This window comes from Yoonia sp. TsM2_T14_4 (assembly GCF_049602355.1).
Taxonomy (GTDB): domain Bacteria; phylum Pseudomonadota; class Alphaproteobacteria; order Rhodobacterales; family Rhodobacteraceae; genus Yoonia; species Yoonia vestfoldensis_A.
Genome location: NZ_CP187137.1, coordinates 1,573,714 through 1,596,462 on the forward strand (window position 1 = coordinate 1,573,714; position 22,749 = coordinate 1,596,462).

General features: G+C 60.0%; 18 protein-coding genes and 1 pseudogene. 9 read left to right on the top strand and 10 right to left on the bottom strand.

Translation table 11 applies throughout. The features are described from left to right. Window positions 1-36 precede the first annotated feature (36 nt). The 6 genes from dusA to ACPF9B_RS07745 all read right to left on the bottom strand — a co-directional run bounded on the left by dusA (window position 37) and on the right by ACPF9B_RS07745 (window position 5,987). Complete coding sequence (gene dusA / locus ACPF9B_RS07720) at window positions 37-984, bottom strand: tRNA dihydrouridine(20/20a) synthase DusA (RefSeq protein ID WP_007204462.1); 948 nt, start codon at window positions 982-984, stop codon at window positions 37-39. Between the two features lie 51 nt (window positions 985-1,035). Continuing rightward, window positions 1,036-1,242 (bottom strand): hypothetical protein, encoded by a 207-nt coding sequence (locus tag ACPF9B_RS07725; RefSeq protein ID WP_424176504.1) that lies wholly within the window; start codon window positions 1,240-1,242, stop codon window positions 1,036-1,038. A 27-nt stretch (window positions 1,243-1,269) separates the two neighbouring features. Beyond that, window positions 1,270-2,775, bottom strand: a complete 1,506-nt coding sequence (locus ACPF9B_RS07730) for a cation:proton antiporter (RefSeq protein ID WP_242601235.1) — start codon at window positions 2,773-2,775, stop codon at window positions 1,270-1,272. Window positions 2,776-3,012: 237 nt separating this feature from the next. Then, window positions 3,013-3,780, bottom strand: coding sequence for an ATP-binding cassette domain-containing protein (locus tag ACPF9B_RS07735; protein WP_040482758.1), 768 nt, complete (start codon window positions 3,778-3,780; stop codon window positions 3,013-3,015). Next, window positions 3,780-4,868: an ABC transporter permease gene (locus tag ACPF9B_RS07740; protein WP_424176507.1), complete on the bottom strand. Its 1,089-nt coding sequence runs from the start codon at window positions 4,866-4,868 to the stop codon at window positions 3,780-3,782. Before ACPF9B_RS07740 ends, ACPF9B_RS07735 begins: the two co-directional genes overlap by 1 nt. A 99-nt stretch (window positions 4,869-4,967) precedes the next feature. Then, window positions 4,968-5,987 (bottom strand): sugar ABC transporter substrate-binding protein, encoded by a 1,020-nt coding sequence (locus ACPF9B_RS07745; RefSeq protein WP_007204457.1) that lies wholly within the window; start codon window positions 5,985-5,987, stop codon window positions 4,968-4,970. A 171-nt stretch (window positions 5,988-6,158) separates the two neighbouring features. Here ACPF9B_RS07745 and ACPF9B_RS07750 point away from each other — a divergent pair, with 171 nt between their 5' ends. Continuing rightward, complete coding sequence (locus tag ACPF9B_RS07750) at window positions 6,159-7,340, top strand: ROK family transcriptional regulator (RefSeq protein ID WP_424176509.1); 1,182 nt, start codon at window positions 6,159-6,161, stop codon at window positions 7,338-7,340. A gap of 81 nt (window positions 7,341-7,421) precedes the next feature. Here the strand turns inward: ACPF9B_RS07750 and ACPF9B_RS07755 are convergent, their stop codons facing one another. Further along, the gene (locus ACPF9B_RS07755) at window positions 7,422-7,883 is read right to left on the bottom strand and encodes an Lrp/AsnC family transcriptional regulator (RefSeq protein WP_424176511.1); all 462 of its coding nucleotides are present in this window, start codon (window positions 7,881-7,883) and stop codon (window positions 7,422-7,424) included. A gap of 172 nt (window positions 7,884-8,055) precedes the next feature. Between ACPF9B_RS07755 and ACPF9B_RS07760 the strand changes: the two genes are divergently transcribed. Genes ACPF9B_RS07760 through ACPF9B_RS07770 form a run of 3 tightly spaced genes read left to right on the top strand, consistent with a single transcriptional unit; the run spans window position 8,056 to window position 10,971 of the window. Continuing rightward, the gene (locus tag ACPF9B_RS07760; protein ID WP_424176513.1) at window positions 8,056-9,099 is read left to right on the top strand and encodes a pyridoxal-phosphate dependent enzyme; all 1,044 of its coding nucleotides are present in this window, start codon (window positions 8,056-8,058) and stop codon (window positions 9,097-9,099) included. Then, on the top strand, window positions 9,092-10,258 hold the full coding sequence (locus tag ACPF9B_RS07765; protein WP_424176515.1) for a M24 family metallopeptidase: 1,167 nt from the start codon (window positions 9,092-9,094) through the stop codon (window positions 10,256-10,258). The genes ACPF9B_RS07760 and ACPF9B_RS07765 overlap by 8 nt, the downstream gene beginning before the upstream one ends. Beyond that, on the top strand, window positions 10,255-10,971 hold the full coding sequence (locus ACPF9B_RS07770; protein WP_424176517.1) for a maleate cis-trans isomerase family protein: 717 nt from the start codon (window positions 10,255-10,257) through the stop codon (window positions 10,969-10,971). Before ACPF9B_RS07765 ends, ACPF9B_RS07770 begins: the two co-directional genes overlap by 4 nt. A gap of 250 nt (window positions 10,972-11,221) precedes the next feature. On the opposite strand, the gene ACPF9B_RS07775 is transcribed toward ACPF9B_RS07770, so the two are convergent. Continuing rightward, on the bottom strand, window positions 11,222-14,272 hold the full coding sequence (locus tag ACPF9B_RS07775) for an efflux RND transporter permease subunit (protein ID WP_424176519.1): 3,051 nt from the start codon (window positions 14,270-14,272) through the stop codon (window positions 11,222-11,224). Between the two features lie 11 nt (window positions 14,273-14,283). After that, a complete protein-coding gene (locus ACPF9B_RS07780) occupies window positions 14,284-15,333 on the bottom strand; it encodes an efflux RND transporter periplasmic adaptor subunit (RefSeq protein ID WP_424176521.1) in 1,050 nt (349 codons plus the stop codon). Between the two features lie 672 nt (window positions 15,334-16,005). On the opposite strand from ACPF9B_RS07780, the gene ACPF9B_RS07785 reads away from it, so the two are divergent. Next, the gene (locus ACPF9B_RS07785) at window positions 16,006-17,100 is read left to right on the top strand and encodes a carboxynorspermidine decarboxylase (RefSeq protein WP_424176523.1); all 1,095 of its coding nucleotides are present in this window, start codon (window positions 16,006-16,008) and stop codon (window positions 17,098-17,100) included. 24 nt (window positions 17,101-17,124) lie between these two features. Beyond that, window positions 17,125-18,366 carry a saccharopine dehydrogenase family protein gene (locus ACPF9B_RS07790; protein ID WP_424176525.1) on the top strand — a complete coding sequence of 414 codons (1,242 nt, stop codon included), beginning with the start codon at window positions 17,125-17,127 and terminating at the stop codon, window positions 18,364-18,366. 84 nt (window positions 18,367-18,450) lie between these two features. On the opposite strand, the gene ACPF9B_RS07795 is transcribed toward ACPF9B_RS07790, so the two are convergent. Beyond that, window positions 18,451-19,602, bottom strand: coding sequence for a glycosyltransferase family 4 protein (locus ACPF9B_RS07795; protein ID WP_424176527.1), 1,152 nt, complete (start codon window positions 19,600-19,602; stop codon window positions 18,451-18,453). Between the two features lie 211 nt (window positions 19,603-19,813). On the opposite strand from ACPF9B_RS07795, the gene ACPF9B_RS07800 reads away from it, so the two are divergent. The 3 genes and pseudogenes from ACPF9B_RS07800 to ACPF9B_RS07810 all read left to right on the top strand — a co-directional run bounded on the left by ACPF9B_RS07800 (window position 19,814) and on the right by ACPF9B_RS07810 (window position 22,506). After that, complete coding sequence (locus ACPF9B_RS07800) at window positions 19,814-20,647, top strand: UDP-2,3-diacylglucosamine diphosphatase (RefSeq protein ID WP_007204444.1); 834 nt, start codon at window positions 19,814-19,816, stop codon at window positions 20,645-20,647. A 146-nt stretch (window positions 20,648-20,793) separates the two neighbouring features. Further along, a pseudogene (locus tag ACPF9B_RS07805) lies at window positions 20,794-21,867 on the top strand (DUF3419 family protein). A 3-nt stretch (window positions 21,868-21,870) separates the two neighbouring features. Next, a complete protein-coding gene (locus tag ACPF9B_RS07810; RefSeq protein ID WP_424176530.1) occupies window positions 21,871-22,506 on the top strand; it encodes a class I SAM-dependent methyltransferase in 636 nt (211 codons plus the stop codon). Window positions 22,507-22,749 lie beyond the last annotated feature (243 nt).

Consider the following 22,749-nt stretch of genomic DNA (forward strand, 5'->3'; position numbering starts at 1 on the left):
CTATCGCTACACCTGAGGTCTGGAAATGACCAGAGCTCAGGCCGCCGCTTGCGTCACATGGGCAAGGGCGGCCAACACGGTCTGCGGCCCCGCTCCGTCCTGATGCGCATGTTCGGACAGATGCCGCCGCCACGCCTTGGCCCCCGGCCGGCCTTGGAACATGCCCAGCATATGGCGCGTGATCTGCCCCAGCCGCCCGCCGTTTTGCAGATGCTCCGCGATATAGGGCAGCATCAGATGCACGACATCCTCGGCACTGCGGCCCGAAGGGTCGGCGTAGATGCGGGCATCGGCATCCAGCAGGATATCGCAGGGCGTATGATAGGCCGCGCGCCCGATCATCACCCCGTCCAACCCGCGATCCAGAAAGTCCTGCGCCTGATCCAGGGACGTGATCCCGCCATTGACCGACAGGTGCAGATGCGGAAATAGCGCCTTCATCGCGATCACAAGATCATGGTCAAGGGGTGGAATATCGCGGTTTTCCTTGGGGCTGAGACCCTGCAACCACGCCTTGCGCGCGTGGATGGAAAACCGGTCCACCCCCGCCGCCGACACCCGCGCGATGAAATCGGGCAGCACGTCGGACGGGGTCTGGTCATCAACCCCGATCCGGCATTTGACGGTCACCGGAATATCAACCGCCGCGATCATTGCCGCGACACATTCGGCGACAAGGGCGGCATTTTCCATCAACACCGCACCGAAGAATCCCGATTGCACGCGGTCCGACGGGCAGCCGCAATTGAGGTTGACCTCGTCATAGCCCATGTCGGCTGCAATCCGCGCCGCCTGCGCCAGCAGCGCAGGATCGGACCCGCCCAATTGCAAAGCCACCGGATGTTCCGCCGGACCATAGCCGATCAGACGGTCGCGGTCGCCATGGATCACGGCGGGGGCTGTGACCATTTCGGAATACACCAGCACATGCCGCGACATCAGCCGGTGCAGGTAACGGCAATGCCGGTCGGTCCAATCCATCATCGGGGCAATGGATAATCTGGCGTGTCGAGAGATTTGCATTTTTCTGTATCTTCAAATTGTCGGCGGTTGCTGCGGGGCGATGAGCCAAAATCGCCGCCCGTTTCTGACGGGCATTCGTATCAGACGCCATCTGCGCGGTGTGGCGATGCCCATCTGTTCCATGACCAAGGCAAGTCTGACAAGGCCGGTTTGGGTTGTTTTCACCGCGATGTTGTCACCATGACGCGCAACTTTTTTCGGCTTCTCGTTCATCAGCATCAGATTGTCACAACTTCCGCGCCAAAATCACGCGCCGTCATCGCCCGGCACAGCAAGTGCGATCGCGCGTGCGGCATGATCGGCAAGCCCCATCCCGGCCTGATTCATCGTCAGATAAGTATGGGTCGCGCCCGCGGATGTCAGGCGGTCGATGTGGTCTTCAAACAGCGCATGCGACACGATCGCCCCCTCGAACCCGTTACGGCGCAGCGCGCGGGCTGAACATTCCTTTGCCTCGACATTGTCCATGGCAAGGATCACCACCTTCAGCAGGGATATATCAAGGCCGCGCCAGAAACCGGCATCTTCGACATCTGCAAACCAGACGTTCCGGCCAGCCGCGCGATGTGCCGTGGTCTTGTAGGTGTCAGCATCAATCGCCACGATCCGGTCGCAAACCGGGCTAAGATGATCATAGGCCGCTGTTCCGATGCGCCCCATACCAAGGATCAAGATGCGCGCATTGCCAAGATCGGTGGGTAATTCATCAACATGAACCCGCGACAGTTCGAACCGCTGCAGGCGGTCTTCGTAGCGGTCGAAAAACCTTTGTGAAAGCCTGTTCAATGGCGCGGATACCACAAATGACAGGCTGACCGCGACAGCCAGCGGCACCAGCCATTCCGTCAGCACACCTGCCGCGACGATCAATCCAAATTCGCTATAGGCGGTCAGGCTGGCGGCGGCCATGAAAGACGTGCGGGCGCGCATGCGAAACAGAATGAACAGGAAAAAGAACAGCACCCCCTTGAGCGGCAGAACAAGTGCAAAGACCCCGGCAAAAACGAGATCATCCAGATCCGGCAGACCCGACATCCCGATCTGCAGGAAGAACCCGACAAGAAAAACCTCTTTCAACGCCCAAAGCGCGTCGGACAATTCTTTTGCGCGACGATGCGTCGATAACAAAAGACCCATGACCAGCGCACCGATTTCAGCGCTCAGGCCCAGACTTTCGAACCCCATCCCCCCCACGACCAGCGCCAACAGCATCCCCATCAGGACCAAAAGCTCGTCATGGCCGGTGAAATCCAGCAACCGGTGCAGGGCAGGTCGCAGCAGCGGAATTGCAAAGACGCCCAGCGCCCAAACGGTGGGCGTCTGCCCGCTCCATATCCCCAGAACCACCAGCGCAATAACGTCCTGAACAATCAAAATGCCAATGGCGGTACGGCCATAAAATGAACCAAGATCACGCTTTGCATCCAGGATCTTTGCAGAGAACACCGTCGATGAAAACGATAGCGCGATGGCCAGCAGCAACGCGGTATTCCAATCAAGCTGCAAGAACACGGCAAGCCCCAAGGTAAAGACACTTGCCGTCACTGCAAAATGCACAAGCGACCCCGCCAGCACTTGCGGCTGGAACACCTGTTCGACGCGCAATTTCAGGCCGACCGCAAACAAGAGCAAAAGCACGCCCAAATGCGCGACATATTTCAGTATCTCGCCGGTCTCCTCCGGCACACCAAGGCTTGGCCCTACTGCATTTATCGCAAAACCCGCGGCAAGAAAGCCAACGAGCGGTGGCAAGCCGACTTGCCGTACCGCTAGCCCAAAAAAGAATGCAAAAGAGATACAGATGACTTCGAACATTGAGCCGCTCTCACATCATTGGCGCATAAAAACATGTACCGGCTTTGACGGGTTGGCTCAATTGCGGATCTGCGCGTGGTGCCACGCGCCCCGGTTGTCAACGACGTCGCGTTAAGCCCGCCATATCCGCCTTGGATGATGATCTTGTGCCATGCGGTGATGCGCCGGCGCGAGTCAGGCGGCCGTTTCAGGCTCGCGCGCACCGGTCATGAAGGCCACGGCATCCGACATCGTGTAATCACCCGGATTGATCACGCACAGCCGCTTGCCCAGACGGTGGATATGGATGCGGTCCGCCACCTCGAAGACATGCGGCATGTTGTGGCTGATCAGAATGATCGGGATCCCCCGCGCGCGCACGTCAAGGATCAGTTCCAGCACTTTGCGCGATTCCTTGACGCCCAGTGCGGCGGTGGGTTCGTCCAGGATAATGACCTTGGACCCAAAGGCCGCAGCACGCGCCACGGCGACGCCCTGACGCTGGCCACCCGACAGCGTTTCCACCGCCTGATTGATATTCTGGATCGTCATCAACCCCAGTTCGGTCAGCTTTTCGCGGGCGAGCCTTTCCATCCGCGGCCGGTCAAGCTGGCGGAACACCTTGCCCATGATCCCCGGTTTGCGCAATTCGCGCCCCATGAACATGTTGTCTGCGATCGACAAGGCAGGTGACATCGCCAGCGTCTGATAGACCGTCTCGATCCCTTCGCGGCGCGCATCGTTGGGCGAGGTGAACCTGACCTTGCGGCCTTCCAACATGACATCACCTTCATCGGGGATGATGGCGCCAGACATTGCCTTGATCAACGATGACTTGCCGGCGCCATTGTCGCCGATCACGGCCAGAATCTCGCCCGGGTAAAGATCGAAATCGCAATGGTCCAGCGCGGTCACACGGCCGTATCGTTTGACCAACCCGCGCCCTTGAAGAATCGGTTCCATCAGCCTGATACCTTTCTGATCCATTGGTCCACAGCGACCGCCGCAATGATCAGCACCCCGATCAGCAGGAAGGTCCATTGCGCATCCGCGCCCGCCAGCCGCAGGCCCAGCGTGAACACCCCCACGATCAGCGCGCCAAAGAACGTGCCAAGGATCGACCCGCGCCCGCCAAACAGGCTGATGCCGCCGATCACCACCGCGGTGATGCTTTCGATATTCAGCAATTGCCCCGATGTCGGGCTGACGCTGCCGATCCGCCCGATCAAGGCCCAGCCCGCGATGGCGCAGATAAAGCCGGTCAGCGCATAGACCGAAATAATCGTCGCGCGCACATTCACGCCTGACAGCTGTGCCGCGTCAGGGTCATCGCCCACGGCATAGATATGCCGCCCCCAGGCGGTGTGCCGCAGCATATAGGCAAGGATGACGAAAATCAGCACCATGGCGATCACGCCATAGGTAAAGGTGGCACCGCCCTGCCCCGCATCGTTTGCGCCGACCTTGAAGGTCGTGCCAAGAAACTGCAGCAGCGACGCCTGGCTTTCGATATCTTGCGCACGGATGGTTTCGTTGCGCGAATACAGGAAATTGGCGGCCAGCACGATCTGCCACATGCCCAATGTCACGATAAAGGGCGGCAGCTTCATCACCGCGACCAGCCAGCCATTCAGCGTGCCGATAGCGGTGCCAAAGGCCAGCCCGCACAAAACGGCCACCTCGACCGGCAAACCATAGCGGAAGGTGAATTGCCCCATGATGACGCTGGACAGAACGGCGATGGCCCCAACGCTCAGGTCGATGCCTGCGGTCAGGATCACAAGGCTTTGTGCGGAAGCGACGATGCCCACAATCTGCACCTGCTGCAAGATCAGCGTCAGCGCAAAAGGCGAAAAGAATTTGGTGCCCAAAAGCAGCCCAAAGGTCAGGATCGACATCGCCAGCACGAACAGCGGCACCAGCGCGGGTTGCAGGTGCAACATGTGCTGGATCTGTGCCAGCCCGCCTTTGCGCGCGGGTGCAAAGGCTGCGACAGTCCCAGGAGCGCCGGTTTTCACCACGGCTTCGAAATCATCTTTCTGACTGGACATGGCGCGCCTCCCCTGCGGTCTTGGTCCCCGCAGTCTAGCGCGGGGGTGGAAAAAGGGGCGGAATTTCTCCGCCCCATTATCATCGGGTGTCTTAAAGGCTTAGCCCCAGCACAGGTTCTGACCTTCGGCGACGTTGATGCTGTCAACACCATCGGCGGGGATATCGGTGACAAGGGCGACGCCAGTGTCAAAGAAATCCTTGCCGGGGGTGTTTTCAGGCATTGTGCCATCGGCGGCAAAGGCGGCAATCGCCTCGATCCCAAGGGCGGCCATCCGCAGCGGATATTGCTGCGATGTGGCACCGATCACGCCGTCGGCGACGTTCTGCACACCGGGACAGCCACCATCGACCGACACGATCAGCACATCGTTTTCACGGCCGATCGAGCGCAGAGCTTCATAGGCACCGGCGGCGGCGGGTTCGTTGATCGTATAGACCACGTTGATCATCGGATCGATGGCCAGCAGGTTTTCCATCGCGCGGCGACCGCCTTCTTCGTTGCCTGCGGTCACGTCATTGCCGACGATACGCGCATCGGTTTCATCACCGATCCGGTTCGCGTCGCCCAGATCAATGCCGAAGCCTTGCAAAAAGCCCTGGTTGCGCAGCACGTCCACCGATGGCTGGCTGACGGCCAGATCCAGCATCGCAATGCGTGCATCGCCAGCCGCGTCACCCAGCGAGGCAGCAGCCCATTGGCCGATCAGTTCACCCGCCAGAAAGTTGTCGGTGGCAAAGGTGGCGTTTGCAGCGTCGATCGGTTCCAGCGGTGTATCAAGCGCGATCACCAGCAGACCGGCATCGCGGGCCTGCGTGACGGCACCGACGATGGACGATGTGTCCGACGCGGTGATCAGGATACCGGATGCGCCATCAGCGATGCAGGTTTCAATGGCGGCAACCTGCGTTTCATGGTCACCATCAACGCGGCCGGCATAGGACCGCAGCGTGATGCCTGCTTGGGCGGCAGCGGCTTCGGCACCTTCGCGCATCTTGACAAAGAACGGGTTGGTATCGGTCTTGGTGATCAAACAGGCCGAGACGCCCTGCGCCTGGACCGATGTGGCAGCGACACTGGTGATGGCCACAAGTGCCGTCGAGATAAGCAGTTTTTTCATGATTTCCTCCCAGAAATTTAGGGCCGTTTGCCTGCCTGCGGCGCAGGCCGAACCATCGGCGAATGACCGCAAAAGAGGCGATTCGTGTCGGGTTGTCAATTTATTAATTAACTTTATTAATTTATGAAAGGGCGCTACAAATGCCCCAAATGGCAGGTAAAGGTATGTCAGATGGATGACGGATTGGTCAGATCGCTCAGCATGGGGCTGAGCCAGAAAGGTGTCCGCGACCATAACGAGCGGCTGCTATTGTCGTTGCTGCAGCGGCACGGGTCATTGCCCGCACCGGACCTTGCACGCCTGTCGCATCTGTCCCCACCCACAATTTCGGCGATCCTGCGCAAGCTGGAATCGGACGGGTTGTTGACGCGTGGCGATCCTTTACGGGGCAAAGTTGGCAAACCGTCCGTTCCCATGATGTTTGACAAGAACGGCGTCTATTCGATCGGGATCAAGATCGGTCGGCGGTCTGCAAATTTTCTGCTGACAGATTTCACCGGCGGTATCCGGTTGCACCGTCAGGTGACCTATACCCATCCCCTTCCGCGCGAAGTGTTCGGCTTTGTCCAGGCAGGGCTTGCCGCTGCGGCCAGCGATCTTAGCCACAGCGAATTGGCCAGAATATGTGGCATCGGCATCGCGGCACCCTTCGACCTGTGGAACTGGCACGACCTGACAGGGCCGAACGCGGCAGAGTTCCAATCCTGGAAGAACATCGATTTCACCGCAGAAATGGCGCGTTTCACCGATCTGCCTGTCTTTGTCATCAATGATGCGACGGCGGGCTGTCAGGCCGAACACCTTTATGGGCGCGGCAAGCAGTTTCGCGATTATGCCTATTTCTTCGTGGGCGCCTTTGTCGGCGGCGGCATCGTACTGAACAATGCGGTCTATGAGGGGCGGCTGGGCAATGCAGGCGCGCTGGGATCACTGCGCAGCGTCGGGCCAAGTGGCGAAAGCCGCCAATTGGTTGACACGGCGTCGATCCATACGCTGGAGGCGCGTTTGCGGCAGGCCGGGCATAACCCGATCACGCTTTGGAACAATCCGCAAAGCTGGACCGATCTTGCCGATCATGTGACGCCATGGCTGGACCAGACCGCGATCGAGCTTGCAAAAGCAAGCCTGTCCACCTGCGCGGTCATCGACTTCGAGGCGATCATCATCGACGGGGCCTTTCCACCCGTTATCCGCGAAGAACTGGTCAAAAAGGTCCGTCGCGCCATCGAGACAGAGGACACGCGCGGGCTGATCCTGCCGGTGATCGAAAGCGGCAGTATCGGCAGCGATGCGCGCGCATTGGGTGCCGCCTGCAGCCCGGTCCTGTCGCAATTCATGCTGAACAACAATTGACGGCCTGACGCCGCACAGGGCCGGTATCGGCGCTGCATAGCAGCAGCCCGATGCAGTCGCGTCATGGCAATCAAACCGCGATCAATCGCCCTCAACCGGGATCGCAAAGCCGGTCTTGACCCGGTCCATCACGGCGCTGGTGCGAAAACGCAGGACATTGTCTTCGGCAAAGAAATGGCGGCGGGTAAACGCCTCGTATTCGGCCATATCGCGCGCGGAAATCATCAAGATGAAATCGGCGTTTCCGGTGACGTAATAACATTGCATCACTTCAGGCGCGGCCTGCATGGCCGATTTGAACCGGTCAAGATCGCGCTTGCGTTCATTCTGAAGCGTGACTTCGACAATCAGCATCAAGCCGCGCCCGGCACGGGCCGGATCAAGGATCGCGATCTCGGCCTCGATCAGGCCAGAGGCTCGCAGCCGCGCCACCCGTTTGCGACAAGCATCCGGCGACAGCCCAACCTGGGCGGACAGCTCTTCGGCGGTGGCGCGCGCGCGCGATTGCAGCGCGTTGAGAAGACGGGCGTCGAATATATCCATGCCGACAGGGATTGCGTAACATCGGCCAAAAGAGAAGCATATTCTGGCCCTTCGTCCGAAAATCGGCCCAAACAGGGCCGATCCATCCTAAATCAGCGCCAATCAGGGCCGATATTTCCGTCAAGCCAATCGCGCAATGCATTATTCTGGCCCTGTCAGGAACGGGGTGTTTATGGGTCAATATCTGAAAAATCCTTGGCGCGGGTCAGGATTGCCTGGCGAAACGCTGTTTCCGCTGGCTGATGCGCGCGACGTTGGCCAGCTGTTGGCGCGCTGTCCTGCACATGCCCCGACGCCCCTGCGCCAAGAGCTCGCGTTAGCCGCCCACCTTGGGATTGGCCAGCTTTGGCTGAAGGATGAACGCGGGCGCATGGGGTTGGGCAGTTTCAAGGCACTTGGCGCGGCCTATGCCATCGCGCGCGCTGCAGCAGCAACAAACGCACCCGACCTGCGCCATGCCTTGCAAGGCCAGGTCTATGTGACGGCCAGCGCGGGCAATCACGGGCTGTCGGTGGCCGCAGGCGCGCAGCTGTTTGGCGCAGCCGCGGTGATCTATCTGTCGCAGGCCGTGCCAGAAACCTTTGCCGCCCGCCTGCAGGACAAAGGCGCCACGGTGGTCCGCGACGGTGCGGATTATGAGGCCAGCATGCAGGCCGCCACACGGGCCGCTGACGCCAATGGGTGGACCTTGCTGTCGGACAGTTCATGGCCGGGCTATACCGCATTGCCCCTGCGGGTGATGGAAGGGTATCTGCAACTCGCCGCCGAGGCCGCAGCCCAGATCGACCAGCCCCCGACCCATATCCTGCTGCAAGCCGGTGTCGGGGGGCTGGCAGCGGCGGTCGCGGCCCATGCCCGCCATGTCTGGGGCGACAGCCCACAGATCATCGTGGTCGAACCCGACGCCGCCCCCGCCCTGATCGAAAGCATCCGCGCAGGCCGGCTGGTGGATACCACCGGCCCTGTGTCCAGCATGGGGCGACTAGATTGCAAGACAGCGTCGATGATTGCGCTGCATGGTCTGGCGCGCGATGCCGATGACTTTGTTACAATTTCGGAAAATACGGCGCAGCGTGCGGTTGATTTGTTAGCGGAATATCAGCTGCCGACCACCCCGTCGGGTGCTGCGGGCGTTGCGGCCCTGCTTGCGGGGCTGGATTTACCGCGCGAGGCGCGTGTGATGGCCATCCTAAGCGAAGGGCCAGAGGATGGCTGAACCCATGATAATCTTTGCAGCGCAGGAATACCGTGATCGTGTGGCAAAGCTGCAGATGGGAATGGCCGCGCAGGGGCTGGATGCGCTCTTGCTGACGACACCTGCGGATGTGTTTTATGTCACTGGTTTTCTGACCCGGTTCTGGGCCAGCCCCGCGCGGCCCTGGTTTGTGATCGTGCCGGTGGCGGATGATCCGGTGGCGGTGATCCCGTCAATCGGGGCGGCACTGATGGGCCAGACATGGCTGCATGACATCCGCACTTGGGACGCGCCCGACCCGCGCGATGACGGGATCAGTCTGTTGGCGGGTGCCTTGGCCGATCTGGTCCCGGCACAGGGACAGATTGGCGTGCCGATGGGTTTAGAGACACATTTGCGCATGCCGCTTGCAGATTATGACCTGCTGCGCGCACGGCTTGCACCGCGCCAGATCGTGGATGCCACCGCCTGCATCCAGCGCATCCGCGAGGTGAAATCAGAGGCCGAGATCAACAAGATCCGCGAAAGCTGTGCCATTGCGGGGCGCGCCTTTGCCCGCGTGCCAGAGTTTGCAGCCGAAGGTCAGCCCCTGTCCTGCGTTTTCCGTGACTTCCAGATCGCGCTTTTGACCGAAGGGGCGGATTGGGTCAGCTATGTTGCGGGCGGTGCGGGGCCAGATGGGTACGGCGATGTGATCTCGCCCGCTGGCCCGCAGCCTTTGCGGCGCGGCGATATTCTGATGCTGGACACAGGTGCTGTCAAAAATGGCTATTTCTGCGATTTTGATCGCAATTTCGCGATTGGCCGCGCGTCAGACACCGCACGGCGCGCCCATGCCGCACTTTGGCAGGCAACCGAGGACACGCTGGCCCTTTTGCGCCCCGGATGGCGCGCCTGTGATGTGCATGCGGCCCTTTGCGCAAACCTGCAAAAATACGGTGCCACACCATCCGGCGGCAGGCTGGGCCACGGGCTTGGCATCACATTGACGGAATGGCCGTCCTTTACACCACTGGACGAAACACCCCTGCGCGAAGGTATGGTGCTGACGCTGGAACCGGGCTGTGTGACGGGTGACGGACGGATCATGGTGCATGAAGAAAACATCGTGCTGCGCAAGGATGGGGCCGAAGTGCTATCACCGCGCGCATCGCATGAGCTGCCAGAGATCACCGCATGACCGCCTTTCCTTATGACCTGCAAGACGACAGCCTGCCGCGCCTTGGGCTGATCGTGCTGCAGGTCGATGAAACGATCGAACAGGATTTCCGCCATCTGTTCGCACCAGACAGCGTCAAGCTGCATATCAGCCGTATCCCTTCGGGCGCAGAGCTGACGCCCGATAGCATCGCCCAGATGGAAACCGCGTTGCCCACCGCGGCCGGGCTGTTGCCCCCCGGGCTAGATGTTGTCGGTTATGCCTGCACATCCGGGACGACCCTGATCGGCGCAGGGCGTGTGCGGGATCTTGTGATGGGGGCCGCGCAGACCCGTGCCGCGACGGACCCGCTGACTGCGGCGCTGGCAAAGTGCCGTGTTTTGGGGCTGACTAGGATCGGCATTGTCTCTCCATATATCGCATCGGTTGCCACGCCGATCCGCGCGGCATTCGAATCCGCGGGCATCACCGTACCCGCCACCTTGTCGTTTGGTGAAGAAGTCGAAGCCAAGGTCGCGCGCATCGCGCCCGCCTCTATTGCCAATGCCGCGCGCGCGCTTGCGCGGCAGGCAGAGCTTGATGGCATATTTCTGTCCTGCACCAATCTGCGAACACGCGATATCCTCGCCCCCCTTTCGGTGGAATTGGGCCTGCCGGTGCTGAGTTCCAACCAATGCCTTGGCTGGCACATGGCATCGCTTTGTGGAATGCCACCACCGTCGGGGCATGGGTGAGTATGACAGCCATGCCCTGATCGGGGCGGCGCGCCCAGCCCGACCGGCTGACGATCATCAAGGCAGAGCAACCGGCCACGCGGCAACCGCATGGCCAATGATCTTTCGGCTTGCGTCATCAGGGCGGACCGGCATTGAAACACAACAGCCACCCTGACAGGCCAGTCTTTACCGACACCAAGTCTTTCCGACACCAGCCACATCGCGCCGATCTGGTCTTGTGCAAATCCGGTATACGCTCACGCCTTGATCAGCGCGCGCCTGCACCAGCAGGCGTGCCGACCTCGTCGCGCGAAAAGAACAGATCGTAAAGCACCGGCACAGCAATCAAGGTCAGCACCGAGGCAAAGGCAAGCCCACCCATGATCGTGATGGACATCGACACGAAGAAAGCATCCCCCAAAAGCGGCGCCATGCCCAGAATTGTTGTGGCCGCAGCCAAGACCACAGGGCGCAGGCGCGACACGCAGGCGGTGACAATCGCTTCGCGCAGCGCTATGCCTTCTGCGCGCACCAGATCGATTTCCTCGACCAGCACAATGCCGTTCTTGATCAGCATACCCGAAAGGCTCAAAAGGCCCAGCAGCGCTGTAAAGCTAAACGGAATACCCGTTGCCAAAAGCCCGATGACCACACCGTTCACCGACATCGGGACCAGCAGCCATATGATCAGCGGCTGACGCAGCGCCGAAAACAGCACGATCGAAATCAGCACCATCACGATCACGCTGACTGGCAGCTGTTGGCCAAGGCTTGTCATTGCGTCCATCGAACTTTCCAGCTCTCCGCCCCATGCGACGCTATAGCCGTTGGGTACAGGCATTGCTGCGACGGCGGCGCGGATCTCTTGTTGCACGGTGGCGGTGGTCAGGCCGGGGGCGACATCTGCTGACAAGGTCAGCGTCAGGACACGGTCGCGCCGGTGCAGCAAGGTATTCTGCACCTCGAATTGCAGGCCATCTATGGCTTGCTCGATCGGGATGAATGCATTGGCACTCGAGGAATACACGACCTGATCCATCAAGGCCAACCCGGCAGACGGCGCCTGACGCACCACAATGGGGATAAGTCGCTCATCCTCGCGATAGACGCCACCGACTGTCCCCTGGGTCGCAAACAACAGCGATTGCGCGATGTCATCGCGGTCGATGCCTGCGGCCTGCGCACGGTCACTGGCATAGATCGGGGCGAGCACAAGTTCCTGCTCGCGCCAGTCACTGCGCAGATCGCGCAAGTTTGGCGACGCGTCCTGCATGACGGCACGTGCCGTCTCGGCCAACTGGCGCAGCACCGCAGGGTCGCTGCCCGACAGGCGCAGTTGAATGGGATCGCCGCCGCCCGGACCAAAGGCCAGCCGCTTGGTGCGGAATTCTCCTTGTGGCAGGGTCTCGCGGGCAAAAGCATCCAGATCGGCCTTCAGCGCCGGAATATCATCCAGCGTGCGGGTGCGGATGATCAGATGCCCATAGCTCGCGTTGGCCCGTTCGGCGGCATAGGTCAGCATGAACCGCGCCGCGCCGTCGCCCGCAAAAGCCGTGACCGACACGACTTCATCACGCTTGGACAGCCATTGCTGCAAATGGTCCAGATGCGCGGATGTCGTGTGGATGGACGTGCCTTGCGACAGCTTGTAATGCGCGAAAAACAGCGGGGTGTTGGAATCTGGAAAGAACTGCTGCTTGACCTGGCCGAAGCCTGCATAGCACGCCACCGTCACCACAAGCAGCGCCACCACCACCAGCCAACGCGCCCGGATCGCAGCATGCAAAACCGATCCGTACAGCCGGAACAGCCGTCCATCATAGGCATCTGCACCGCCCGCCGCCCCCTGCCTGAACAGATAATGCCCAAGCAGCGGGGTCGCTGTGATTGCAAGTATCCACGACAGCAGCAACGATATGCCGATCACCGCGAACAGCGAAAACAGGAACTCGCCTGTGGCGTCCGGGCTGAGCCCGATACCGGCAAAGGCCATGATCCCGATAACGGTCGCGCCCAGCAAGGGTATCTGGGTCTTGCGGGCCACATCCTCGGCCGCATCACGCGAAGACTTGCCGCGCTGCATCGCTATCTGCATCCCCTCGGCCACGACAATGGCATTGTCCACCAGCATGCCCATCGCAATGATCAATGCGCCCAGCGAAATCCGCTCCATCTCGATGGCAAAGATCGCCATGAAAAACAGCGTACCAACGACAGTCAGAAACAGGGTCGTACCGACGACCACGGCGGCACGCCAGCCCATGAACAGGGCAAGCACCAGCACAACAATCAGCACTGACAAGAACAGATTGATCAGAAAGTCGTTCGAGGCCGTCTGAACAACCAGATGCTGCTGGTAGATCGGGTGCAATGTCACCCCATAAGGCATGTCCAATTCCAGCTCTGCCAGCCGCTGATCGACCCGTGATCCAACATCCACAATGTTTTCAGATGACGCGCCTGCAATCCCAAGCGTGAAAGCGTCCTCGCCATTGTGGTGCACAATAATCGCGGGATGTTCCTCGACGCCGCGATAGACATGCGCCATGTCAAACAGGCTCAGGACCTGCCCTTCGACCCCAAGCGACAGGCCGGCAATCGCCGATACACTGTCAGAGCCTTCGGGGGCCTGAATCAAGGTGCGCGCGCTGCCAATGTCTTGGGCGCCGGCGTCCACGACAGAATTTGCATTCGCGATCGCCCCTGCAATCGCCTGCGGGGCCACGCCCATGTTTACGGCTCTTACCATGTCGGGTTCGACATAGATCACCTCGCGCGGCAGACCCCTGACCTCGACATCAGCGACACCGTCAACCACCAGCAGTTCACGGCGCAAGAAGCTTGCCAGCTGGTGCTTTTCGGCATTGCTCAACCCTTCGGCCACCACCGCGTAATAGATGCCGAACACGTCGCCGAAACTGTCGTTGACCACCGGTGCGGTCACGCCTTGCGGCAGGCCACGGGCTGCATCACTAATCCGATTGCGCAGCTTGACCCAGATGGCAGGCAGCGTGTCGCTATCGTAAGTCGCATGGATTTCAACCTCGATCAGCGACTGGCCAGGCTGATTGACCGAGCTGATCCGCGCAACCTCTGCCATTCTTTGGATTGCGGTTTCCAGCGGTTCCGACACCTCGACCGCCACCTGTTCGGCCGAGGCCCCTGGGTAGTGCGTGACAATCACCGCTGTCTTGATCGTGAATGCAGGGTCCTCCAACCGCCCAAGGCTGTTGAACCCCCACAGCCCGCCGAGCAGACAGCCGATAATCAATATCCACGTCAGCAAAGCCCTGTCGATGGCAGCGCGTGCAATGTTCATGGTCACGCTCCTTAGTTGCCAAACCCGGAAAACCGCCGGACTCTTTGGCCGTTTTCCAGAACCGGCAGGCCAGCAGCAACGATTTCGACCCCGGCTTCGAGGCCATTGATTGCGACAAAACTGCCGTCATCGGCATGCTGCACAATGACAGATTGGCGGTGCAGCGTGCCGTTTCCATCGGGCTCTGGCTGAAACGACAGCACATAGGTCGATCCATCCGGATCAATGCCCACGGCCGACGCTGGCAAAACAGCACCTTGCAGACCGCCTGTGGCCTCGGCGGTGACGGTTGCCGACGAACCGGGCAGAATATGCAGCCCATCCGTCGATTGCAGCGCAAGCGTCACCTGAAAGGTTTGTCCCACGGCCGAGGCTTCGGCCGTGAATTCCCGAACGACAAGCGGATAGCGGGTGGCATGGCTCGGAAACGTGGCATGGAAACGCACGTCATCCTCAGAATCAAAGCGCTGGAACAACACTTCGGGGACGTTGATCTCGATCCACAATTCAGAAATGTCATGCAGCCGCACGACAGGCGTGCCCGCCGTGATCGTGCTGAAATTGGCGATCTTGCGGCTTGCCACAAGGGCATCAAAAGGGGCCTGCAACGTGGCATGTCGATGGCGGTTGGCAGCATCGCGCAAAGCCAGTGCAGCAAGTTGTGCCTGCGTTTCGGCCTGTTCGAGTGAAACCTGGCTGGCAGCGCTGCCCGCCAGGCGCCGGAGCCGGTCCACAGTGCGGTCGGCTTCGTTTTTTTGCAGCTGCGCTTGTTCGAGTTGCAACGCGAACGGTTCCATGTCGAGCTGGGCAATCATTTCGCCCGCAGGCAAAAACTGCCCTTCGATGACTGGCAGGTCCTGAATTTGGCCCCCCACCTGAAAGGCCAGATCAACAGTTTGACGCCCGTTGACCTGACCAAAAAATGTCCGTGTCATCCGATGATCCTGATCCGCCACTGTCATCAGCTTGACAGGCCGCAGCAGGTCTTGCGCAAAAAGCGGCAGCGCAAGCGTGCCGGACAAACCGGCCGTTGTGAAAAGGATGGCAAGGAATCTAAACATAGGATGCTCCGGTCGCGGCTTCGAAAGGCCAGTAAAAAACAAATTGATTAAGATCAGGCTACAAAACCGTCAGAGGATCAGCATGCTTCGCGGGGTGATGCCGCGCGCAGTACGATAACGCGACGCAGCGGATCATTTGACATGCACGGCCCGCGACCAACGATGCGTTTTTTCCTCATATCTTCAGTTCCTTATGGGATTCAGAAAGAAAAACGCGGCCACTTCGCATTGCACCAATGAGACACGTAAAGACCGGGACTTACACCAGCAATATGCCATTTTTTCTTATCGCTTTCTTGCACAATCCGGCATCTGACCGGCGCTGCAATCTAGACTAACAGGCTATTTGATCAGCGCATAGATACAAAAAGCCTCCGCTGGTGAAAATAGGGGCTGCTCACGATAAGTTGAAAATATTTACACCAACACACCCTAAGGCAGCGCGATCTTGATGCTGGATGGCAAAGCGAAACACCGCTTTGAAACTGCTGCGCCGGATTGCGTTGTTGCGGACATCCTGCTGAGGATGGCGCCCGCGGCCTGACCGTTTGGCTGGTCTGACGTGTCGACAGGTTGCGCGTGTTTTTTGGGGCGGATCGGGGTCTGTTAAGCCTCGTCTTCCATAGGATTTTGGTGTAAGTCGCCCACGCAAATCACACGAAAGGTCTTGGCGTGCAGACACCGTATTACCTGATCGACAAGTCTTGTCTTCTTCGCAACCTCGAAAAAATCTCTTGGCTGCGCGAGGCGTCGGGGGTGAAATGTCTGCTCGCGCTCAAATGTTTTGCGACATGGTCGGTGTTCGACTTCATGGCAGAGCATATGGATGGATCGACGTCGTCGTCGCTGTACGAAGTCCGCTTGGGGCGTGAAAAATTTCCCGGTGAAACCCATGCCTATTCGGTAGCTTATGCCGATCACGAAATTGCACAGGTTTTGGCATATTCCGACAAGATCATTTTCAACTCGATCGGGCAATTGGCGAAATTCAACGATGCGTCGCAAGGGCATGTGCGCGGCCTGCGGGTCAATCCGGGGGTATCGACGTCTGAATTTGATCTGGCCGATCCCGCCCGCCCGTTTAGCCGGCTGGGCGAACATGACCCCGCGAAAATAGCCGCGGTCGCTGATCAGATCAGCGGGTTGATGTTTCATAACAATTGCGAAAACGACAGCTTTGCCCGTTTCGATGAAATGCTGACCCTGATCGAAGACCGCTTTGGCGCGATCATTCACAAGATGGCGTGGATCAGTCTGGGCGGCGGCATTCATTTCACCGGCGCAGATTACCCGCTGGAAAATCTGGCGCTGCGGCTCAAGGAATTTTCGCAAAAATTCGGCGTCCAAGTCTATCTGGAACCCGGAGAGGCGGCCATTACCGGCGCTGCCACCCTTGAAGTCACCGTGCTGGATACGATGCATAACGGGAAAAATCTGGCCATCGTGGACAGCTCGATCGAGGCGCATTTGCTTGATCTGCTGATCTACCGCGAACCGGCCAAGATCGCCCCGAATACCGGCGCGCATGAATGGATGATCTGCGGAAAATCCTGTCTGGCGGGTGACATCTTTGGTGAATTCCTGTTTGATGCGCCGCTCAAGGCAGGTGATCGTCTGTCATTTCAGGACACCGCTGGTTACACGATGGTCAAGAAGAACTGGTTTAACGGGGTCAAGATGCCAAGCATCGCGATTCGTGAACTGGATGGAACGACACGATTGGTACGTGATTTCGACTATGCTGATTTCGCTGCCGCCTTGTCCTGAGTGATCAAAAAGGGTTTTGATACGATGAAACGCAATGTTCTTATCATTGGCGCGGGTGGCGTCGCACAGGTCGTGGCGCATAAATGCGCGCAGAACAACGATGTTTTGGGCGATTTGCACATTGCCAGCCGGACGCGCGCCAAATGCGATGCGATCATCGCCTCTGTGCATGAAAAAGGCGCGATGAAACAGGCGGGCGTTTTCGAATCCCACGACCTTGACGCGATGGACAGCGCGGCTGTCGCGGCGATGATCGGCAAAACCGGCGCGCAGATCGTGATCAATGTCGGCTCGCCTTTCGTGAACATGACCGTGCTAGAGGCCTGTATCCAGACCGGTGCCGCCTATATCGACACCGCCATTCACGAAGACCCGCGCAAGATTTGCGAAACCCCGCCGTGGTATGGCAATTACGAATGGAAACGCCGCGACGCCTGCGCTGCCGCCGGTGTCACCGCGATCCTGGGGGCCGGTTTCGACCCAGGCATGGTCAATGCCTTTGCGCGCTTTGCTGTGGATGAATTCATGGATGACGTAACATCCATCGACATCGTGGATATCAATGCCGGCAACCATGGCCGCTATTTTTCGACCAATTTCGACCCCGAGATCAATTTCCGCGAATTCACCGGCACGGTCTACAGTTGGCAGAAAGGTGCCTGGCAAGAAAACAAGATGTTCGAAATCGGCCGCGAATGGGACCTGCCCGTCGTTGGCAAACAAAAGGCCTATATGTCCGGCCATGACGAGGTGCATTCGCTGGCGGCCAATTACCCGCAGGCTGATATCCGGTTCTGGATGGGGTTTGGCGACCATTACATCAACGTGTTCACCGTGCTGCAAAACCTTGGCCTGTTGTCCGAACAGCCCGTCACCACCGCCGAAGGGCTGGAGGTTGTGCCATTAAAGCTCGTCAAGGCGGTGCTGCCCGACCCGTCCAGCCTTGCGCCCGATTACACCGGCAAGACCTGCATCGGTGATCTGGTGAAAGGCACCAAAAACGGCGAGGAGGTCGAGGTGTTCGTCTATAACATCGCCGATCACAAGGACGCCTATACCGAGGTTGGCAGCCAGGGGATTTCCTATACTGCCGGTGTCCCGCCCGTTGCCATGGCCATGTTGATCGCGGATGGCACCTATGATCTGGGCCGCATGGTGAACGTGGAAGAATTGGACCCAAAGCCGCTGTTCACGCTGCTTGACCGGATAGGCTTGCCCACGCGCGTGCAGGATGGGGCTGGCGATCGGGCATGGGACCAAGCCTAACGATGACCGAGCAGAACGCCTACAACTGGCGCGCCTTTGGTCAATCGCCAAAAGCGGGCTGTGCGCAGCGCTAAGGACGGGGCGTCATCCCGCGGCTGGGTTTAGGACAGAACCATGCGGTCTGTCCTGATCATGCCCCGGACACCCTAGAAATGCCGCAGCCACGGCGTGCCAGCTATAGCGCTCATAGGCATGCGCGCTGCGGCTTTCGCGGGTGCCGGGTGCAATAAGTGCGCGGGATATGGCCGCCCCCAGATCGTCATCCAAGGCCCCCAGCGACGGGTCGGTGACAATATCGCAAGGCCCCGGCACGTCAAAGGCCGCGATTGGCAGACCACAGGCAAGCGCCTCGATCAACACGATGCCAAAGGTATCGGTGCGCGACGGAAACACGAACACATCCGCCGCGCGATAGGTATCGGCAAGCGCCTGCCCCGTCAGCGTACCAAGGAATGCGACATCGGGGTAGGCACGCTGCAACGCGCCCAGTGCCGGACCATCGCCCACCACGACTTTGCGCACGGGTCCGGTCTGCGCGGTTGTCAGGCCCAGAAAGGCGTCGAGGTTTTTTTCCGCAGCCACCCGCCCGACATAAAGCAGGACCGGCACATCATTGCGCGCAGGAACAGGCGGTGGATAGAACACCCCCGCATCGACACCCCGCGACAATGGCCGGACCACACCGGTAAAGCCCCAAGCGCGCAATTGCGCGGTGATCGACGGAGTGGCGACATAGGTATGTGCGGCCCGATCATGAAACCGCCGCAGCAACCATAGCGTCAGCTTTTGCAGCGGTGCGCGGACCACCCCGGGCGCACGCAGGGCGAGATAGGCGGGAAAATTGGTGTGAAACGCCGTTGAATAGGGGCGACGATGGCGCAGGCAATAGCGCCGCGCGGCCCAGCCCAAGGGGCCTTCGACGGCAATATGGATACGGTCGGGGGCATAGCGCGCGATCTTGCGCGCCAAGCGACGATAGGGAAACACCGCCAGCGCGATTTCGCGGTAGCCCGGCAACGGCAAGGTCGGGAAATCCCGCGGGCTGATCACAGCCACGTCATGGCCCAACAGCCGCAATTCGCGGATGATGTTTTCATAGCTGCGCACGACGCCATTGACCTGCGGCGCCCAAGCATCGGTCACGATCAGGATGCGCTGCGCAGGCACCGCTGGCCGCCCCTGCCCTATAGGACGGATCGGCACGGGTAGCGCGTTAACCGGCCTGGCGATGGTCATTTGGCATCCTGCAACAAGGTTCGCCGAACTAGCGCGCGCAAGATGACAATTTCATGTCAGCCCGGCGCAACAGACCAGCCCTGTTGTCCGCCTGTGCGGTTTTCGTCACAATCCGGGGTTGAGACAAAACTGATACATGCCGGTCATGCCCCTGTCACCCCGCTGAGCGATTCAAGGCGCGCGCAACATGCACAAGTGATGGGGTGATTTGATGACCATTGAACGTTTGACCTTTCCGCCCCCGTCACCGCAGCGCACCTTGTTCATATCCGACCTGCATCTGGGCGCGCTGTCTTCACGGCCCGATTTAGTGCTGCGTTTCCTGCAGCAGCACCGCGCGGATACCTATGTGTTGATCGGCGATATCCTTGATCTGTGGCATCCGCTGCTGCCGCATTGGACGGCGCAGGATCAGGCCGTGATCGACCATCTGCAGGCCCGCGCGCGCAACGGCGCACGGCTGATCTATGTGCGCGGCAACCATGACCCTGACCCCAGCCTGATCCCGCCCCATGCGCGGCTGGATGCGGACTATGTCGCATCCCATGTGCATCAGAGCTTGCAGGGCAAAAACTATCTGATCGTGCATGGTGACGAGGCTGATGACCGCCTGATCCGCGCGCATATGATGACGCGGTTGGGCAGCCTGATCGACCACGGTTTGCGCCGCTGCGACCGCCTGCTGCGCAAGCTATCGCGCCGCCAGCCGCATGTGCGCGGTCTGGTTGACTGGCTGCTGATCGCGGCGAACAAGATGCGCTATCGCGGGCGGATCTATGAACAGCGGATGGTCAATCTTGCGCGGGCCAAAGGGCTGGACGGGGTGATCTGCGGTCATTTCCACATCGCCGCCCTGCATGACCGTTTCGGCCTGACCTATGCCAATTGTGGCGATTGGGTCGACAGCATGACCGCGCTGGAAGACCCCGGCGATGGCACGCTGCGCCGCCTTGGGGGACGCGAGCATGCATTCGGCCTTGCGCCGCAGATCAGCGACCGCATGGACGCTGCAACGCAGCTTGTACAGAAAGCGATGACACGATGACACAAGTAACCGATGTCGCAGGCCAGCTTGACGCGGCCGTGTCCCAGAACCCGCGCTTTCATGTCACGGGGATACAGGAACGGCTGTTTGCACGATTGTTCGCAGGGCTGGTCTATGCCCAGATCTGGGAAGACCCCGTTGCCGATATGACGGCGCTGGCGCTGCCTGCGGGGGCGGATATGATCTGCATCGCATCGGGCGGCTGCAATGCGATGTCCTATCTGACCGCTGATCCCGCCTCTGTGACGGCTGTCGATCTGTCGCCTGCCCATATCGCGCTGTTGCGTCTGAAGGTGGCCGCGGCCCAACATCTTGACCAAGCCGCATTTTATGATCTGTTTGGCCGCGCCAACCTGCCCGGTAATCCGGCGCTGGTGCTGGACCAGCTTGCACCGCATCTGGATGCCCAAACCCGCGATTATTGGGCGGGGCGGCATCTGGGCCGCAAAAGGGCCGGCATGTTCGCGCGCAACCTTTACCGGCACGGGATATTGGGGCGGTTCATCGGCGCGGTGCATCTGCTGGCAAAACTGACGCGCACCGACCTGCGCCCGCTGTTATCCGCGCAAAGCCTGGACGCGCAGCGCCAGTTTCACGCGGCTGTCATCGACCCGTTGTTCGACAAGCGAGTCGTGCGGTTGCTTGCCCGCCAGCGCACATCGCTGTTCGGGCTGGGCATCCCGCCTGCGTAATACGACAAACTGGCCGCCGATGGCGGCGGTGATGTGATCAAGGTGCTGCGCGAACGCACGCGGCGGCTGGTCTGCGAATTTCCGGTGCAGGACAATTATTTCGTGTGGCAAGCCTTTCACCGCGGTTATGCCGACAGGCCAGACGCAGCGGTCCCACCCTATCTGGCGCGCCAGCATTTCCCCGATATCGCCGCGCGTGCCAACCGTGTCCGCGCCCTGAACCAGTCACTGACCGACCATCTGGCCACGCGCGAAAAGGCAGCGCTGGATGCCTATGTGCTGCTTGATGCGCAAGACTGGATGAATGACGCGCAGCTGACCGCGCTTTGGACGCAGATCACCCGCACCGCACGGCCCGGAGCAAGGGTGCTGTTCCGCACCGGCGGGCATGCCGATATTCTGCCCGGTCGGGTGCCGGCCGATCTGCTGGCGCGCTGGCACTATGATGCACCTGCATCTGCCCTGGCTTTTGCGCAGGACCGGTCAGCAATTTACGGGGGCGTACATCTTTATCGCTTTGCGGGGTAACGCATGACCGACAGATCACATGCCGCGCTGATGGACGACACGTACCGGTATCAGCGGTGGGTCTATGATGCCACGCGCGCCTATTATCTGCTGGGGCGCGATCATCTGATCGCAAATCTTGCGCCACCGCCGCAAGGGCGGGTGTTGGAAATCGCCTGTGGCACGGGGCGCAACTTGCAGCATATCGCGCAGCGATACCCGCATACGGCACTTTACGGGCTGGATATATCCCAGCAGATGCTGCGCAGCGCGGGTGCGAAACTTGGCGCACGCGCCACGCTTGCCCAAGGTGATGCCTGCGATTTTGACCCACGCGCAGCCTTTGGGGTCGCGCAATTCGACAGCATCATCTTTTCCTACAGCCTGTCGATGATCCCCGACTGGCAAGCGGCATTGCACCATGCGCTGGACCAGCTGGCCCCAAAGGGCCGTCTGCATCTGGTCGATTTCGGGCAACAGCACCGCCTGCCGGCCATCGCAAGGCGCGTGTTGAACGGCTGGCTGGCACGGTTTCATGTCACGCCGCGCCACAGCCTGCCCATGGTGCTGTCGGATCTGGCCACAGCGCAGGGCCTGACGCTGCAGATGCGCGATCTATACGGCAGCTATGCGCAACATGCGGTCCTGACGCGGACCTGACCGGCCTGCGCGGCCAGCCCCCCCCCCCCCCCCCCCCCCCCCCCGCAACTGTGCCGCATTTCCAATGATCTGGCATGATCTGCCACGGCTGGCGGAGCGTGCATGACGCAAGACGTCGCACGTGTTGCCACCCGCACGCCAAATGGCGGCGCAGGTGTCTATCCGAAACATTTATTAAAATTATCGATTCTTTTTACTCATAATATTCCTCAATCAGTATTTCGTACAATCCTCGTAGATTAT